This is a genomic window from Coprobacter secundus subsp. similis (assembly GCF_015097275.1).
In the GTDB taxonomy this organism is placed as follows: Bacteria; Bacteroidota; Bacteroidia; order Bacteroidales; family Coprobacteraceae; genus Coprobacter; species Coprobacter secundus.
Genome location: NZ_AP023322.1, coordinates 124,515 through 141,145, shown reverse-complemented (window position 1 = coordinate 141,145; position 16,631 = coordinate 124,515). Strand labels below are relative to the sequence as shown.

The 16,631-nt window shown below is 50.2% G+C and carries 15 protein-coding genes and 1 pseudogene; 8 read left to right on the top strand and 8 right to left on the bottom strand.

Going from position 1 to position 16,631, the window contains the following annotated elements; translation table 11 throughout:
• Positions 1-5: 5 nt before the first annotated feature.
• The 6 genes from Cop2CBH44_RS00440 to Cop2CBH44_RS00415 all read right to left on the bottom strand — a co-directional run bounded on the left by Cop2CBH44_RS00440 (position 6) and on the right by Cop2CBH44_RS00415 (position 6,234).
• Complete coding sequence (locus Cop2CBH44_RS00440) at positions 6-890, bottom strand: fimbrillin family protein (protein ID WP_246469195.1); 885 nt, start codon at positions 888-890, stop codon at positions 6-8.
• Positions 891-1,196: 306 nt separating this feature from the next.
• Entirely contained in the window at positions 1,197-2,162 is a 966-nt protein-coding gene (locus Cop2CBH44_RS00435) for a fimbrillin family protein (protein ID WP_200755289.1), read from the bottom strand.
• Between the two features lie 73 nt (positions 2,163-2,235).
• Positions 2,236-3,255: a DUF5119 domain-containing protein gene (locus Cop2CBH44_RS00430; protein WP_200755288.1), complete on the bottom strand. Its 1,020-nt coding sequence runs from the start codon at positions 3,253-3,255 to the stop codon at positions 2,236-2,238.
• Positions 3,252-4,502 (bottom strand): DUF3575 domain-containing protein, encoded by a 1,251-nt coding sequence (locus Cop2CBH44_RS00425; RefSeq protein ID WP_246469150.1) that lies wholly within the window; start codon positions 4,500-4,502, stop codon positions 3,252-3,254. The genes Cop2CBH44_RS00430 and Cop2CBH44_RS00425 overlap by 4 nt, the downstream gene beginning before the upstream one ends.
• A 281-nt stretch (positions 4,503-4,783) precedes the next feature.
• Positions 4,784-5,695, bottom strand: coding sequence for a site-specific integrase (locus tag Cop2CBH44_RS00420; protein ID WP_044231163.1), 912 nt, complete (start codon positions 5,693-5,695; stop codon positions 4,784-4,786).
• A gap of 257 nt (positions 5,696-5,952) precedes the next feature.
• Positions 5,953-6,234, bottom strand: coding sequence for a hypothetical protein (locus tag Cop2CBH44_RS00415; RefSeq protein ID WP_021929291.1), 282 nt, complete (start codon positions 6,232-6,234; stop codon positions 5,953-5,955).
• Between the two features lie 68 nt (positions 6,235-6,302).
• On the opposite strand from Cop2CBH44_RS00415, the gene Cop2CBH44_RS00410 reads away from it, so the two are divergent.
• From Cop2CBH44_RS00410 to Cop2CBH44_RS00375, 8 genes are all read left to right on the top strand, one after another.
• Entirely contained in the window at positions 6,303-6,905 is a 603-nt protein-coding gene (locus Cop2CBH44_RS00410; RefSeq protein WP_044231098.1) for a bifunctional nuclease family protein, read from the top strand.
• A 53-nt stretch (positions 6,906-6,958) separates the two neighbouring features.
• Positions 6,959-8,200, top strand: a complete 1,242-nt coding sequence (locus Cop2CBH44_RS00405) for a nucleoside permease (RefSeq protein ID WP_044231100.1) — start codon at positions 6,959-6,961, stop codon at positions 8,198-8,200.
• Between the two features lie 46 nt (positions 8,201-8,246).
• Positions 8,247-9,560, top strand: a complete 1,314-nt coding sequence (locus Cop2CBH44_RS00400) for a NupC/NupG family nucleoside CNT transporter (RefSeq protein ID WP_021929288.1) — start codon at positions 8,247-8,249, stop codon at positions 9,558-9,560.
• A 108-nt stretch (positions 9,561-9,668) separates the two neighbouring features.
• Entirely contained in the window at positions 9,669-10,370 is a 702-nt protein-coding gene (locus tag Cop2CBH44_RS00395) for a 16S rRNA (uracil(1498)-N(3))-methyltransferase (protein WP_200755287.1), read from the top strand.
• A gap of 14 nt (positions 10,371-10,384) precedes the next feature.
• Positions 10,385-11,203 (top strand): 3-deoxy-8-phosphooctulonate synthase, encoded by an 819-nt coding sequence (gene kdsA / locus Cop2CBH44_RS00390; RefSeq protein WP_200755286.1) that lies wholly within the window; start codon positions 10,385-10,387, stop codon positions 11,201-11,203.
• An 81-nt stretch (positions 11,204-11,284) separates the two neighbouring features.
• Positions 11,285-11,992, top strand: a complete 708-nt coding sequence (locus Cop2CBH44_RS00385; protein ID WP_200755285.1) for an Mpv17/PMP22 family protein — start codon at positions 11,285-11,287, stop codon at positions 11,990-11,992.
• An 18-nt stretch (positions 11,993-12,010) separates the two neighbouring features.
• Entirely contained in the window at positions 12,011-13,174 is a 1,164-nt protein-coding gene (locus Cop2CBH44_RS00380) for an MFS transporter (protein WP_074023902.1), read from the top strand.
• Positions 13,175-13,880: 706 nt separating this feature from the next.
• Complete coding sequence (locus Cop2CBH44_RS00375; RefSeq protein WP_200755284.1) at positions 13,881-14,861, top strand: virulence RhuM family protein; 981 nt, start codon at positions 13,881-13,883, stop codon at positions 14,859-14,861.
• Between the two features lie 273 nt (positions 14,862-15,134).
• Here Cop2CBH44_RS00375 and Cop2CBH44_RS00370 read toward each other — a convergent pair.
• Together Cop2CBH44_RS00370 and Cop2CBH44_RS00365 are read right to left on the bottom strand one after the other, a co-directional pair.
• Positions 15,135-15,974 (bottom strand): annotated as a pseudogene (locus Cop2CBH44_RS00370) (IS3 family transposase); the annotation flags it as partial.
• Positions 15,959-16,462, bottom strand: coding sequence for a helix-turn-helix domain-containing protein (locus tag Cop2CBH44_RS00365; RefSeq protein ID WP_200755283.1), 504 nt, complete (start codon positions 16,460-16,462; stop codon positions 15,959-15,961). The pseudogene Cop2CBH44_RS00370 and the gene Cop2CBH44_RS00365, both read right to left, overlap by 16 nt.
• Positions 16,463-16,631: the final 169 nt, after the last annotated feature.

Sequence of the window (16,631 nt, the reverse complement as noted above, 5' to 3'; positions counted from 1 at the left end):
CCCCGTCAATCCACAATGATAATCCCCCCGACGGCCTCAGTCCAGGCATTCACCGTCGGTGTATCGAACAGAATACGGTCATTATCCGAGATAGTAAACGTATAGCGGTAATGCTTGCCCGCCTCCCACACGGCAAGAGGCAACGAAGCCAGATATACCTCACTGCGCCTCACATCATGGCCCGCCTCATCACTCGAATAAGTCACCTCCAAGCAATACTCCCGGTCGATATTCTGCGGGAAGAGCAGCACATCGACGGTAGAGACTCCATCCGTTGTTACCTCCTGAACCTTGTCGTAAGAAGCAAACGGATGTTCCGAAGTCGTCCGCAGACTCCCATCCGGGAAAGACCATCCCGCAAGAATCTCCGCATTATCCATCACGTCGGTAACCTTGGCCGAAAAATTACCCGACTTATACATCCCATAAAGCCTGATAGAATGGATACGGGGTACAAATCCCTCAAGACCCTCCGTCGCGACACTTCGTTTGCCCACAAACTCCACGCGAGCCAACAAATGCTTAAAACCCAACGGCACTATCTCCGGAGTATCCCCCGACATATCCCGGGCCGAAGCCGCCATCAGGTCATACCCGACAGTCGCATCAAAACCCTCGAGCGAAAGCGTACCATCGGCTTCATAACCGGCCGATACAACAGCCCCGTCGCTTGTAAGCTCTCCCGACGTAGGATACAAAGCATAAAACGAATACGTCCGGCCCGCCTTCCAGTAGCGCGTCCCCTCATAACCCCACGTCGAGCCATCCGGCGTCGACACCGTGGCAGCCCGGAACACTTCGCTATCCGCATCCGCAGGCACATACCAGCCCCACACCGAAAAAGCGCTCCCGGCAGTAAAATCATTCACCACCCCGGCAGCACGCGTCATCCCGGGAGTCCCGAAACCGATGCGAGCATCCCCGGTCACATCTCCGTTTATAATATCCACCGATGTCTCCGTACAAGCCGGCAGCCATAACACAATCACCGCCAGCCGGCAAAACCGGATAAACTTTACCTTCCCTCCGACCATTTTCATAACCTGCATACGTTTTAGTGGAGGCACACACGTACCTCGCGCAAACCAACCTGTTCAATTCTCAAAATGTGGCTATAAGGGGACATTCAACCCCCTATAACCTGTATAAAATCCGGTATCGCTTCCGCCCGTATACCCAAGCGAAATACACCTTAATTAGTTCTGCTCCGTCACGTCCACATCAGTACCCGGCAGTATATTGTTCCAGTCATCCACTTTCGGAGCATCGAACTCGATGATATTCATATCCGTAGCATTGATAGTAGCGATATAGTTGTAGCGGTTGCCCACTTTCCATTTCGCGTTATCTGCCGGGATAGTAGCCGTGAAAGTCTTGTTGATAGCACTCTCGCCCTCAGGAGTAATCGTAGCCTCTATCGTCACGGTAAACCCACCGGAAACATCTTGAGGAAGCACCGTAAACTCAGCCTCTGCCGGAGTCTCGGTAGTTGCATTCAAGTCCGCTGCGCTCAACGAAGCATATGTCTGCCCGCTTTGGGCCAGCTCCCAGTTCGTGGCAGCCGTTGAGTACGTCAAGTCACCGTTATTCTGTATCTTGCCGGCCTCTACCGTCAAATTGTTAATCACCAGCTCCTTGTCATTTCCCAGACCACTCTTTACCGTAAACTTCACCATCGACAAGACATGCTTGAAAGTAAACGCCACCGGAGTGTTCGCCTCAGCCAAAGTCTCGGTCGAGATAGAAGCCAGCAAGTCATCATCGCCACCGGCAGTATAAGAAGAAATCTTCAGCGTACCCGCATCCTTGTCATAAGACACATTTTCGAGGCTTCCGGCACCCTTGGCAGTACCGCCGTTAGAATAAGCAGCAAACGAATAAGTAGCAGCATTATCCCATATTTTGATATTGTCATAAGCCCATAAGCCATTCTGGAGATACACATTCTCATTCGTCAGCAAAGCATCCTCATTTTTATAAGCATACACATAAAAGCTCTGGATATTGTCATTATCCACAACAGTCGCGCTCTTGGTAGGATTCCCCACAAACGCTTTGCTGAACTTGATAGCACTGCTCTCCGCAATATCCGTCACTTCACTCTGGCTACAACCCGTCAAAACAGCCGCAGCCACACCTAATACAAATAAACTTTTTTTCATTACATCTTAAATTTTAAGTTAAACATCGAATTTGTTATCTATATATATGTTATCATATCCATATCCATCACCCTCAACCAATCGGCACAGGAATATCCACATAATCGCCCCAGCCGTCCACATCCACATCGAAGCCGCCGCCGACACCGCCGCCTTCCTCATCCGAAATCTCAAGCCCCTTCACCACAATCACCCCGCCCCGGGGCTGGCCCTTGACCTGCCCCGTCACGTCAAACTCGAAAGTCTTGAACTTCCCGTTTCTCATCCGCACCTCCAGATTCAGCGAGTAGCGACGCTCATCCTCTCCCCCACGCACATAATGGTCGCCCGGATAATCAGGTACCCCGAACGACTGCACCTGCGCCTCGGCCCCGAAATCCTCCACCGTGCAGTCAAACATTACCGTAGCCGCTTCAGGCCCCGTATGCCCGTCCTTCAGATACACCGATTCCGCCATGCCCGCCAGAGCCCCGCGCGCCAGAGCCACATACTTCACACCCTTTCTGAACTCATACCGTATCAAGTACGTATACGTCAACGGGCGCATCACCACAGGAAGCTCCACCGCCTCCAGCGTACGCTCGGCAAAATGCTCCTCCATATAACACCCGTAAAGCATGTCCGGAGGATTCACCGTGCGCTCGTCCCCGTGCAGTTCCTTGAATCCGCTCCTCGTCAGCGTCCGGGTCGTGGCAGTAGCCGTAGCCGAAGCCGATAATCCGCTGAACACGATATACTCCGTATCATTATTATAAAACAACAACGAGTGCACACCCTCGCTCATGGGAAGGCGTCCCCCCTCTGCCGGCAAATTATTCTCCACAAACCTCCCGTCAGGATTATAAACGACACCCCGTATACCCTCCGAAACCTCCGGACGGAGCTCATCATAACCACGCCTCCAAGCCGCATTCCACTCCTGCTCCCAGTCTACCGCGTAAGTGCGCTCCCACTCCTGTTCCCAAGACGCCGCCACATCAGTCTTCACCGAAAAGCTGTGCGACTCGTGGTCATAACACAAATCCTTGCGGCACCCGCATAACAACGGCAACACCACAGCAACATATACCATATGCGCAGAAAACCGTCTCATCTCCCGCCTCCTTTCATCCTCATCCAGTAACCGATATCCCACACAAAAGCCAACTTCAGCTTCAACGGGCCGAAGTAATTGGTACGGCTCGACAACCGGTACACATAATGCCCGTCAAGAGGCACATACTCCTCCAGGTCGGTATGCAAAAATCCCACACCGACACCCGCCTCCAGAGCAAAATACCTGCCCACCGGAAACATATAGCCATAACTCAACCCCGCATGCTCATCCTCACCCTTATAACCGCGGCCGCCGTTCTCCAGGTCATACCAGCCACCGCCCACAAACAACCCCACATAATGTCCCCTGCGGGCACCCTGCGGACTGAACCAATAACGGACCTCGGGACTAATCTGCGCCAACTGGTAATACCTGTGCTTGCTGTCCTTGTGCCACCAAGCCATAGTACCCTCCAGATTCACCGACCAACGCCTGTTGAACCGATACTCCAGCTCCAACGAAGGCATCAGCACGGCATCATACAAGAGATTGCTCTTTATCGACAGAGGAATCACCCTGCGGGCCCGACGCACCTGCCCACCGGCAACCGCCGCACCCGCACTCCATCCCATGCTGTCTATATCCGGCACAAGCACAAGAGGCTCCACCGGCAACGACACCCCCCTATGAGGTATCACCTCCGGCAAGCTCCTCACACACGCCTCCGGCACACTGTCCGGCACAGGCACAAGAGCCGCATCCCGGTACTCTATACCCACCAGAGCCACGATATCGCCCATCCCCCGATAAGCCACAGCCTCGTTGGACGTACGATAATACGCCTCCCGCATCCCCATATGAGTGATAAAATAAGACTTCACCTGATTGCTCCGGTTCTTCGCCGCCGCCAGATTCTCCCTCAACGAAGGATAAGACCGGCAAAAACCCTGTATGCGGATCACCGCATCCCCCCGCACGATAGCCGCACGATGAGACTCTATCAGCGCCATAGCCTCACCGATAGCCACCTCATTGCCACGATAAGGAGAGTAAAACATCAGCCGTTGAGGAGCAAAACGAAACAAGATGGCCGTATCCGCATGTACCCGGACAGTATCCCCATTCACAGCCCCCCAGCTAACCTGCACGATAACGAAAATTAAGATAAAAATACTGACGCTTTTCCTCATACCTACTTTACTCCGGTCTGCCCGCCACAAAATGGCCGATACATACAAACCAATTACCACTTGTATATTTCTAACTAAGAAATAGACAAATACACATAAAATATTGATATACAAAACAATATACCCTATATTATTTTATATAAATTGATTCGATTGTCCATATCACAAGCCGTGACAACCAATAACCGTAGAGCGATGCAATCAAATCATTGCCCCCATTTCCCTCAATATCTGAATGTAAGTCAGTACCCCTGGACAGGTCTGTACGCTCAATAGCACACAATATAAGGGGACTTTTGTCTATTTCTTAGTTAGAAATATAAATTAAAAAATTGCATAAATAGATGAAAAATAATAACTTTGCGGCATATTTCTTAGTTAGAAATATACATATTTTATATACTTATAACACTCCTGTTAGCCTCATCCACGACCTGTTGGTTAAAAGAAGCCAGATATATCTGAGTAGTACTCTCCGAGTTATGCCCCATCCCCTCACTGATGACAGAAAGAGGAATCTGCTTGTTCCGCGCTATCGTAGCCCACGAATGGCGGCTCATATAAGAAGAAAGCACAGGAATATCCAATAACTTCGACAAAGACTTAAGAGTCCGGTTAAAACTGCATATAGCCGTACGGTACTGCCGGTAAGCCCCTTCCCAATCCGTAGCCGTCAATATCGAAAACACATACTCCGCACTCCCCGCATACCGGCGCATAATCTCTTCCATACAAGGCTCTATCCGCACCTCCAGCCTCTGGCCCGTCTTGTGACGCGTATAATAAATATACTCCCCCTCTATATCCCTCCACCTCAAATAAGCAATATCCACAAACGCCATACCCCGGCAATAAAAACTGAAAAGAAACAAATCACGGCAATAAGCCAGTTTGGGAAACAACGTCAAGTCAGCATCCCTCACACGGGCAAGCACCCCCTCGGCAACAGCACGCTTGCGAGTCTTGGCCACACCCGTATACACATTGGCAAAAAGCCCCGCATCCGCGATAACCCCTTTCTTCGCCAATACATTGCACATCGCCCGCAGATTACGCATATAGAAAGAAGAACTGTTACGAGAAACCCTGCGACCCCACAGCCAACGCTCATACCTCTCCATCAACAAGCCATTTAGCAAGAAATCCGAACCCGTATCCCTCAAGAAGAGAAAAAAACTGGAACACGTATGCCGGTAATTGGCCGCCGTGCTATACCTGCCCTCCGCCTTCACCTCCCGAACAAGCTCAAGAAGTTTATCGCTGAATTTTTGTTTCGAAATGAGATTCTTTTTTCCTTTTCTTTCCATAACTTTCATTTTTTCAATTGTGAGACATTTTTCAAACCAAATCCCACAGGCATCCGCCCCGCTTTTGTCCGGACCGTCCCCGCAGAATCCAATTACTACAACAAAATAGAGAAAAAAATGATTGTATGCAGAATACCAATTATCAAACAAAAAGCAGTATCTCAAAACTCCCCTCTCGAGAGGGGCAGGAGGTGTGTCACGTCCAAGCATAGCCACCTAAAACCAAAAACATCCACCCGAAACCAACAAACCGCACCTCAAAAAACAGCAGCAAAAACATCCCAACCGCGCCCCTCACCGTAACACACCCCTTCATCCCCAATCAAATAACTCATTATCAAACAGAAAGCAGCATCCAAAACTCCCCTCTCGAGAGGGGTCGGGGGTGTGTCACGCCTGCGCACAGCCACCTCAAACCAAAAACATCCACCCGAAGCTGACAGATACCACCCCCAAGAGAACCAAGTATACCGGACATAAAACGCACACCAAAACAAAAAACCCCTTTTACGGGAAAATTTAGCCGACCTCTGCCCCACAGCAACAAAATATTTTCTATATTTGTTTCTACAATGATGACTCTTTGTACGATACAAAACATAATTTAGTGGAAAACAGAATAAAACTCAAAGTCTTAGGCATTACCTACAGCCAGATACAAAACGGGGCATACGCCCTCGTGTTGGCCGAAGAAGAAGGGCCGCATCGCATCCCCATCATCATCGGTACCGCCGAGGCACAAGCCATTGCCATACGGCTCGAACACCTTGTTCCCCCCCGTCCCATGACACACGACCTTTTTGTCAGCTTCGCACACGCCTTTGGCATTCGCCTCGTCGAAGTTTTCATTTACAAATTTGAAGACGGAGTGTTCAGCTCCGAGCTCCTGTTCGATGACGGAGAAAGGCAGATTCGCGTAGACTCCCGCACGTCAGACGCCATTGCCATTGCCCTCCGCTCACAAGCCCCCGTCTATACCACACCCGAAATCGTGGAAGAAGCCGGTATCATTTTCGACGAAACACCCGAAGAAGCAAACAACGACGATACAGAAAGAGAAGACACCCCCAAAAAACGCACACTGAAAGATTTCACGATACAGGAATTACAAGAACAACTCGAAAAAGCAATCGATGATGAGGCCTACGAAATAGCAGCCCAGATTCAGCAAGAAATCAACCGGCGAAATGAAAATCCCGGTCGATGCTAAACTTCGAGAAACAACACAACCATAAAACTTGAAAACATAATTTATTAAGTGCTATGAATATAAAACTTCGTCTGACCATTATGAACTTTCTCCAGTTTTTCATCTGGGGTTCTTGGTTAATCTCCTTAGGAGGCTATATGGGAGCCAGCCTGCACTTCGAAGGCGGTCAAATAGGAAAAATATTCGCCACCATGGGCATAGCCTCCCTCTTCATGCCGGGACTGCTCGGCATCATCGCCGACCGCTGGATAAACGCAGAAAGGCTGCTCGGAGTCTGCCACCTGCTCGGTGCCGCCCTCCTCTGGTACGCCTCCACACTTACCACCTACCAGCCCATGTACTGGATTATGCTGCTCAATATGATGGTCTACATGCCCACCCTCGCCCTTACCAATGCCGTATCATACAACGCCCTGGAAAAGTTCCACCTCGACATAGTCAAAGACTTTCCACCCATACGGGTATGGGGTACCGTAGGATTTATCTGCGCCATGTGGGCCGTCGACCTCAGCGGCATAGCCCGCAGCCCCATGCAACTCTACGTAGGCGCAGCAGCAGCCCTGCTGTTGGGAATATACGCCTTTACCCTTCCCGCATGCCCACCCACAAAAAGCCAGAAAAAGACTCTGCTCTCAGCCTTCGGGCTCGATGCACTGGTACTTTTCAAACAAAAGAAAATGGCCATTTTCTTCCTGTTCTCCATGCTGTTAGGCGCAGCACTCCAAATCACCAATACCTTCGGAGGCTCCTTCCTCGACAGCTTCAAGTCCATACCCCAATACGAACACTCCTTCGGAGTAGAGCACCCCAATATCCTGCTATCCATCTCGCAGATGTCCGAGACCCTCTTTATCCTCGCCATACCCTTCTTCCTCAAACGCTTCGGCATCAAGCAAGTCATGCTCATGAGCATGTTTGCCTGGGTACTCCGATTCGGGCTCTTCGGCATCGGCAATCCCGGAAACGGACTCATACTCCTCATCCTCTCGATGATTGTATACGGCATGGCATTTGACTTTTTCAACATATCAGGCTCCCTGTTTGTCGAGAAAGAAACCACCCCCTCCATCCGGGCAAGCGCCCAAGGGCTCTTCATGATTATGACCAACGGGCTGGGAGCCATCATCGGAGGCAATGCAAGCGGCTGGGTAGTAGACTACTTCACCACCGACCACGTCACCGACTGGCCCGCAGCATGGTTCGTATTCGCAGGTTACGCACTGGCCATAGGCATCATATTTGCCCTCGTATTCAAATACAAACATAACCCCCGGGAATTCGAACAAGAAGCCTGACGAGATTCAAAAAAATTACAAACCCTTATTACCGACCGTTCGTAACATGACTATCCCGGCACAAGGCATCAGCCTGCTATCCATAGGAAGAGGCATATTAGGAATAATGGCACTCCTCCTCATCGCATACCTCCTGAGCACAGACCGGAAAAACATCCCCTGGCGCACCGTCGCCACGGGACTGGCCCTCCAGCTCATTCTCGCATTCGGCATCCTCTACGTCCCATTCATCCAGAACAGTTTCGAATGGGCAGGACGAGCGTTTGTAAAAATCATGGACTTCACACGAGCCGGCTCCGCCTTTCTCTTCGGCAGCCTGCTCGACAGCAAGCACATAGGATACATATTCGTTTTCCAAGTACTCCCCACCATTATCTTCTTCTCGGCCCTCACCAGCCTGCTATACTACCTGCACATCATACAAAAAATAGTACAACTCTTCGCCTGGTGCCTCAAAGGCATATTCCGCATCTCCGGAGCCGAAGGACTCACCGTGGCCGGAAACATCTTCCTCGGACAATGCGAAGCACCCCTGCTTGCCAAAGAATACCTCCCCCGGATGAACCGTTCCGAAATATTCCTCGTCATGACAGCCGGTATGGCAACCATCGCCGGAGCCGTCATGACCGCATACATAGGCATGCTGGGAGGCGACGACCCCCAAGCACGAGTCACATTCGCCCGCTACCTGCTCTCGGCCTCGGTCATGGCAGCCCCTGCAGCCATCGTATTTGCCAAAATCATCGTCCCCCAAAACGAGAAAACAGACAACACCATAAAAGTAAACACGATAGACAGCGGCGACAACCTGCTCGACGCCATATCCAAAGGCACCGTGCAAGGAGTAAAACTCGCGGTCACCGTCGCCGCACTACTGCTCACATTCATCGCCATGATCGCCCTCCTCAATTACCTTCTCGGAGGACTCATCGGCCGATACACCGGACTCAACCAATGGCTCTCCACACTATACGGGAGACCCATGCAATTCGACTTCCAGACACTTGTCGGGTGGATTTTCACCCCTCTGGCATGGCTCATGGGCGTCTGCAAAGAAGACATGGCCGCCGTCGGCAGCCTGCTGGGAACCAAGATGGTGCTCAACGAATTTGTCGCCTACGCCGACTTCAACACCCTGAAAAACGCAGGAGCCCTCATACAAGAAAAATCCATAATTATCACTACATTTGCACTGTGCGGATTTGCCAACATCAGCTCCATCGGAATGCAAATCGGAGGCATCGGCGTGTTGGCACCCGGCCAGAGAAAAATGCTGACCCGATACGGGCCCCTGGCGATGATAAGCGGCATGCTGGCATCCTGCATGTCGGCAACACTCATCGGCATGATAGTCGGATAACGCGCCGTCCCCCTCCCGACAACCGGAAGCAACAAGCCCCGTTTCGGGAAAAACACAAGACAAGACGGCCCGCACCCATAAAAAATACAAAAAATACAACAACAAATTATGCACATTTTCTACACACCCCATATCGGAACCACCCTCGAACTGCCCGAAGAAGAATCGCGGCACTGCGTACGCGTGTTGCGCCTCGCCGAAGGCACCGAAATACGCCTGATGGACGGCAAAGGGACCTTCTACCGTGCCGCCATCACCCTGGCACACCCCAAGCACTGCACCGTCAGCATCATAGAGAAGATACCCTCCCCCAACCCGTGGAACTGCACCCTGCACATAGCCATAGCACCCACCAAAAACATCGACCGCATAGAATGGTTTGCCGAAAAATGCACCGAAATAGGCATCGACGCCATTACCCTGCTGCACTGCCGCTACTCGGAACGCAAAGAAGTCAAAAACGAACGCATCGAAAAAATCATCATATCAGCAGCCAAGCAATCCCTCAAAGCCACGTTGCCCGCACTGTCCGGAATCACCGATTTCAAAAAGTTCATCGCACAACCCTTTGACGGAGACAAATACATAGCCCATTGCTACGACCAGGACAATAAAACCCTGCTGAAAAACGCCTGTAAGCCGGGCACAAACACACTGGTCCTCATCGGGCCCGAAGGAGACTTCAGCACCGAAGAAGTAGAAGCAGCCATCGCCGGAGGATTCATCCCCGTATCATTAGGAAACAGCAGGCTACGCACCGAAACCGCCGGAGTAGTCGCCTGCCACACATTACAACTGATAAACGAATAAAACAAATAAAAAACATGCTATTACAAACAGACAAACTCAAAGCCTCACAAACAAACAATTTCTTCCTGTTGGCCGGCCCTTGCGTCATCGAAGGCGAAGACATGGCACTCAACATAGCCGAGCACATCGTCAAGATAACCCGGCGGCTCGACATCCCCTACATATTCAAAGGCTCATACCGCAAGGCAAACCGCTCGCGTATCGACTCCTTCACCGGAATCGGTGACGAAAAAGCCCTCCGCATCCTGCGCCGCATAAGCGAAACATTCGGCATACCCGTTGTGACCGACATACACACCGCCGCCGAAGCGGCCATCGCTGCCGAATACGTAGACGTACTCCAAATACCGGCCTTCCTCTGCCGGCAGACCGACCTGCTCATAGCCGCCGCACAGACCGGAAAGACCGTAAACATAAAAAAAGGACAATTCCTCTCCCCCGAAGCCATGAAATTCGCCGCACAAAAAATCATAGACGCCGGCAACGACAAAGTAGCCATTACCGAGCGAGGCACCACATTCGGATACCACGACCTCATTGTCGACTACCGAGGCATCCCCGAAATGCAAACATTCGGATACCCCGTAATACTCGACGTCACACACTCCCTGCAACAACCCAACCAGACATCCGGAGTCACCGGAGGCATGCCCCAGCTCATCGAGACCATAGCCCGCGCAGGCATCGCCACAGGAGCCGACGGGCTGTTCATGGAGACACACCCCGAACCCTCAAAAGCCAAATCCGACGGAGCCAACATGCTGCGCCTCGACCTGCTCGAACCCCTGCTCGAAAGACTCGTAGCCATACGGCAGACCATCAACCGGTTTTGACGCACCCCTCCCTCAAGAGGGCGTGCCGCCACCTTCGGCGTTCACCAAAATAAAATAAGAATCAACAAACAACAACAACCCATGAAAACAAAAGACTGGATATGCCTGCTCATCATCATCGCCATTTTCGCTCCCTTCCTGCTGAGCGACACCCTTTATGACCACTACCAAGAAACCAACCGCCAGCACCCCTACCTGCTCGCATTCGCCAAGTTTGCCCTCCTCGCCACCTTCGGGGAGATGATAGGACTCAGGATAAAAAACGGCAACTACACCGAAAAAGGCTTCGGCATACTCCCCCGCGCCGTAGTCTGGGGACTTCTCGGCACGTGGATTGCCATTGCCATGAAAACCTTCGCCTCAGGAGTACCCGGGCTCATGACCAGCCTCGGGCTCGGAGACCTCATACACCCCGCACAAGAAGGACTCACCCCGGGCAACCTCCTGCGGGCATTCCTCATCAGCCTCATGATGAACACCACCTTCGGCCCCGTATTCATGACCCTGCACAAAATCACAGACACCCACATCCTCAACTGCGGGGGCAAGCCCAAAGCCCTCATCACCCCCATACCCTTCGGCAAAATACTCGGCTCGCTCAACTGGAAAGTACAATGGCAATTCGTATTCAAAAAGACGATACCCCTCTTCTGGATACCCGCACACACCATTACCTTCCTCCTGCCACCCCAGTCGCAAGTACTCTTTGCAGCATCCCTGAGCATCGTATTAGGAGTCATACTATCCATCGCAGCCGTAGCCGGACGCAAAAAAGAAAACAAGAACTGACCCCATATTACACACCGCATGAGAAACAAAGCAACCCTCACACTCGCCTCCATCTACTTCGCATACTTCATCATGGGGCTCGTCGACATCGTAGGCATATCAGCCAACTACGTCAAAGAAGACTTCCGGCTCAACGAGTCCATGACATCCTTCCTCCCCATGATGGCATTTATCAGCTTTGCCTTCCTGGCCATACCCTCCGGGCTGCTCATGAACCGTATCGGCAGGAAAAACAGCGTCCTGCTCAGCTTCATCATCACACTCGCCGCCATGCTCGTACCCCTCACCGGCTACACATTCACACACATGCTCATAGCATTCGCATTGGCAGGCATAGGCAACACCCTCATGCAAACCTCCGTAAATCCCCTGCTCGGCGATGTCGTAGACCCCCGACACCTCACCTCCTCACTCACATTAGGGCAATTCTTCAGGTCAGCATCATCGGCCCTCGGGCCCTCCCTTCTCGCCCTCGTCCTGCTCATCTCCGACAACTGGAAAAACATATTCATCCTCTACTGCACCATCACGCTGGCAGCCACCCTCTGGCTGTGGAAAATGCCCATACAAGAAAAAAGAGCCCCCGGACAAACCGGCAACAAGTCCCTGCTCCCCCTCCTCACCGACAAGTACATCCTGCTCCTCTTCACATCCCTCTTCCTCTTCGTCGGAATCGACGTAGCCATGAACGTCTACACACCCCGGTTCCTCATCACGCACAGCCACTTCAGCCTCAAAGAAGCCGGGCTCGGCCCCACCCTCTACTTCACCGCACGCATCATTGGCTCGTTGCTCGGAGCATGGATACTCGTACGCTATCCCGCCCGCAAACTACTGCAAATCATCCTCATCACAGGCACACTCACATTCCTCTCCATGATGCTCATGCCCCACAACACCCCCTGGGTACTCACCAGCATATTCATCACAGGACTCATGTGTGCCAACATCTTCTCCATACTCCTCTCACTGGCACTCCAGCACAAACCCCGGCAAGCCAACGAAATATCGGGACTGATGATTATGGCCGTCTCCGGAGGAGCCATAATACCCCTGCTTATCGGCTATATCAACGACCTCACACAATCCACACAAGGAATGTACACGATATTCGCCTGCTTCCTGCTGCTCACCATCGCCTCATTCCTGCTCGCCCCAATCCCCAAATCCACCCCCCGATAAAAGCCCACCAAAGGCCAAAACGCGGTAAACTCTCCTTTGGAGAAAGGAAAATCAACACCCCAAATTCCTAATTACCAACAAGAAAACAGCATCCCAAACCTCCCCTCTCGAGAGGGGTCGGGGTGTGTCACGCCCGAGCACAGCTACCCAAACTCAAAGCAGTCACTAAAGCTAAGAAAACGTACATCTAAACAACTCCTCTGCCTATATCGCACATCTCTCCGTAACACACCCCTTGATCCCCTCTCAAGAAAGGAAAATCAACGCCACAAATTCCTAATTACCAACAAGAAAACAGCATCCCAAACCTCCCCTCTCGAGAGGGGTCGGGGGTGTGTCACGCCCGAGCACAGCTACCCAAAATATAAATAGTCACTAAAGCCAAGAAAACGTACATCTAAACAACTCCTCTGCCTATATCGCACATCTCTCCGTAACACACCCCTTAAATCCCCTCCGGAATGGATTTAGAATCCAGCCTCTAAAAAGGAGTGAGAAATTTTAGCTGATTGGGATTTTATAGAGCCAAGAAAAACAGAGTACAACATAATTTACATCATATAATTTACTCAATTCACCATTCAATAAGTTTATTATGGATTGTTCTCGGTCTATAGGGAGATTTTCGTAATTTTGTACTATAAAAATAAGATAATCCAATCAGCAATGAATCGAGCTCAATTTACTCCCCACACACAATACATATATGGAAAAAGAAAACAAAATAATACTCTACCAAGACGATAACGAAATCACCCGTGTATCGGTACGCTTTGCAGAAGAAGATTTATGGCTGACACAGAATCAGTTGGCAGAAATATATTGTACGACACAAGAGAATATTTCTATGCATATTAAGAACATATATGCAGACCAAGAACTGGATGAGAATCGAACTTATAAGAAATTCTTATCAGTTCGCCAAGAGGGTAATCGTCAAGTAAAACGTAACATTGACCACTATAACCTTGATATGATTATTGCCTTGGGTTATCGTGTCCAGTCACAGGTGGCTACACGGTTCCGCAGATGGGCTACCCAACGGCTTCACGAATATATCCAAAAAGGGTTTGCTATGGATGACGAGCGATTGAAACAAGGGGGAAACCGTTACTTCCGAGAGCTATTGCAACGTATCAGGGATATTCGTAGTAGTGAACGTAACTTTTACCAACAGGTTACGGACATTTATGCTACGGCAACGGACTATGACCCTCGCAGTGAAATGACTAAAATATTCTTCTCCACCGTACAAAACAAGTTGCATTACGCTGTCCATGAGAATACCGCCGCAGAAGTAATCTATCATCGGGCAGATAACGAAAAGCCATTTGTGGGCATGACAAATTTTAAAGGCAACTACGTGACTAAAGACGATGTGAAAATAGCCAAGAACTATTTGTCTGAGATTGAACTCCAACGTTTGAATCTGCTTGTTTCAGGTTTCTTGGATTTTGCAGAATTTCAGGCATTGGAAATGAATCCTATGACAATGAAAGATTGGATAGAAGCATTGGATAACCAAATTATTGCCCATAAACGGAAAGTTTTGATTGGCAAGGGAAACATTTCGCATCAACAAGCGATTGAAAAAGCCGAAAAGGAATTCGAAATCTATCGCAAACGGGAAATGGATTTGCTGGAAAGTGATTTTGACAAAGAGATAAAGAAACTAAAAAAACAATAAATGATGTCTATATCGTATAGTGCTGCATGGAGTTGGATACAGCTGTTTTATCATGGCACACTGGACAATCAGAAATTTTGCTTACCTCTGTCATCAGCCAATCTTACCACTTCCATTTGAGACAAGAAGAAGATAGCACGTTACAAATCCATTGCCCATACCAAGAAAACAGATTTATAAATCTCTGAAAAATAGCGGTATATATCTAAAAACAGCATCCCAACCTCCCCTCTCGAGAGTGAAGTGCCCCCCAAAAGTTGGACGGGTTATACATTATCCGGTAATGGAAAGAGTCCGGTATTGTACCGGGCTCTTTCCCTTTAACCGGGATTTTATTCTCCTATGGTTATAATAATCGATATATTCCTCCAAAGCTCTCGTGAAGGCTTCAGGGGATTCGAAGTTTTCGGCATAGAGCAGCTCGGACTTCATGATGGCGAAGAAGCTCTCGGCCATGGCGTTGTCCAGACAATTGCCCTTGCGTGACATGCTTTGGAGCACGTTGCGCTCTTCGAGCCGTTGGCGGTAGCCGTAATGCTGGTATTGCCAGCCTTGGTCGGAGTGCAGGATTAATCCTTCCAGGTCGTCATTCCGGGAAAAGGCTTTGTCCAACATATCGTAAATCTGTTCCATGTTGGGGGTTTCGGAGAGGTTATATGAGATGATTTCTCCATTGAACATGTCTATTATCGGCGAAAGGTACAGCTTGGCCGGACCGATGTTTATCTGCGTCACGTCCGTGGCCCATTTGCGGTTGGGGGCTTCGGCCCTGAAGTTCCTGGCGATGATGTTGGGGGCTGTCTTGCCGGCCTGGTGCCTGTATGAGCGGTAACGGACTTTGCGGATTCTGCTCTTGAGCTCCATTTCATCCATCAGCCGCCGTACGGTCTTATGGTTGGTCGTGAAGCCTCTGTTGCGCATCTCGGCCGTCACCCGACGGTAACCGTACCGGCCCTTATGTTCATGGTAAATGGCTTTGATAAGTTCCTTTTCGTGTGCATACTTGTCCTTGTCTTTCAGATGCTTAAGATGATAGTAGAACACTGAACGGGCCATCCTTTTTAACTTTAGCAATAAGTCAAGGGGGTATTCCGGCCTTAGTTCGTCGATGGCTTTTGCCCATTCTCTCGTGCCCGGGCTTTCTTTTCCTCGACTAAGGCCTTCACTTTTTTTAGCAGCGCATTCTCGGCTCTGAGCCGCAGGTTTTCTGCCTGGAGTTTCTCCAGTTCTGTCTGTGGTTCTTTTTTCTTGGGTCTTGCCATGGGGCTCGGCTGTTTTATCCGGTAAAGGGAACCTCCTGTGCGGGCCTTTCTCAGCCAGGATTTTATGGTACTGCGGTCTACATCGTAACGGAGGCTCAGTTCTTGCAAAGATATTCTTTTTTTTGTATGTTCCCATATTATTCTTTCTTTTTCTTGGGTGTTGAAGTGGTATTTTGGGGTACGTATTCGGAGGCCTTGGTCTCCGTACTTTTCGTATCTCAGCAGCCAGTCTCTGACCATATGGCAGTCGAGATGTAGGGCCTTGCACAGGCTCGAGAGGGGACGGCCTCTCTTGATTTGCCTGACTATGTCCCGCTTTTCTTCTAAGGTGTGTTTCATTATTGCACTGTTTTTATTGGGTTTTTTGTCCAACTTTTTGGGGGCACTTCAGAGGGGCCGGGGGTGTGTCACGCCCGAGCACAGCTACCCAAACTCAAAGCAGTCACTAAAGCCAAGAAAACGTACCTCTAAACAACTCCTCTGCCCAAACACCATAATACCAAAAAAG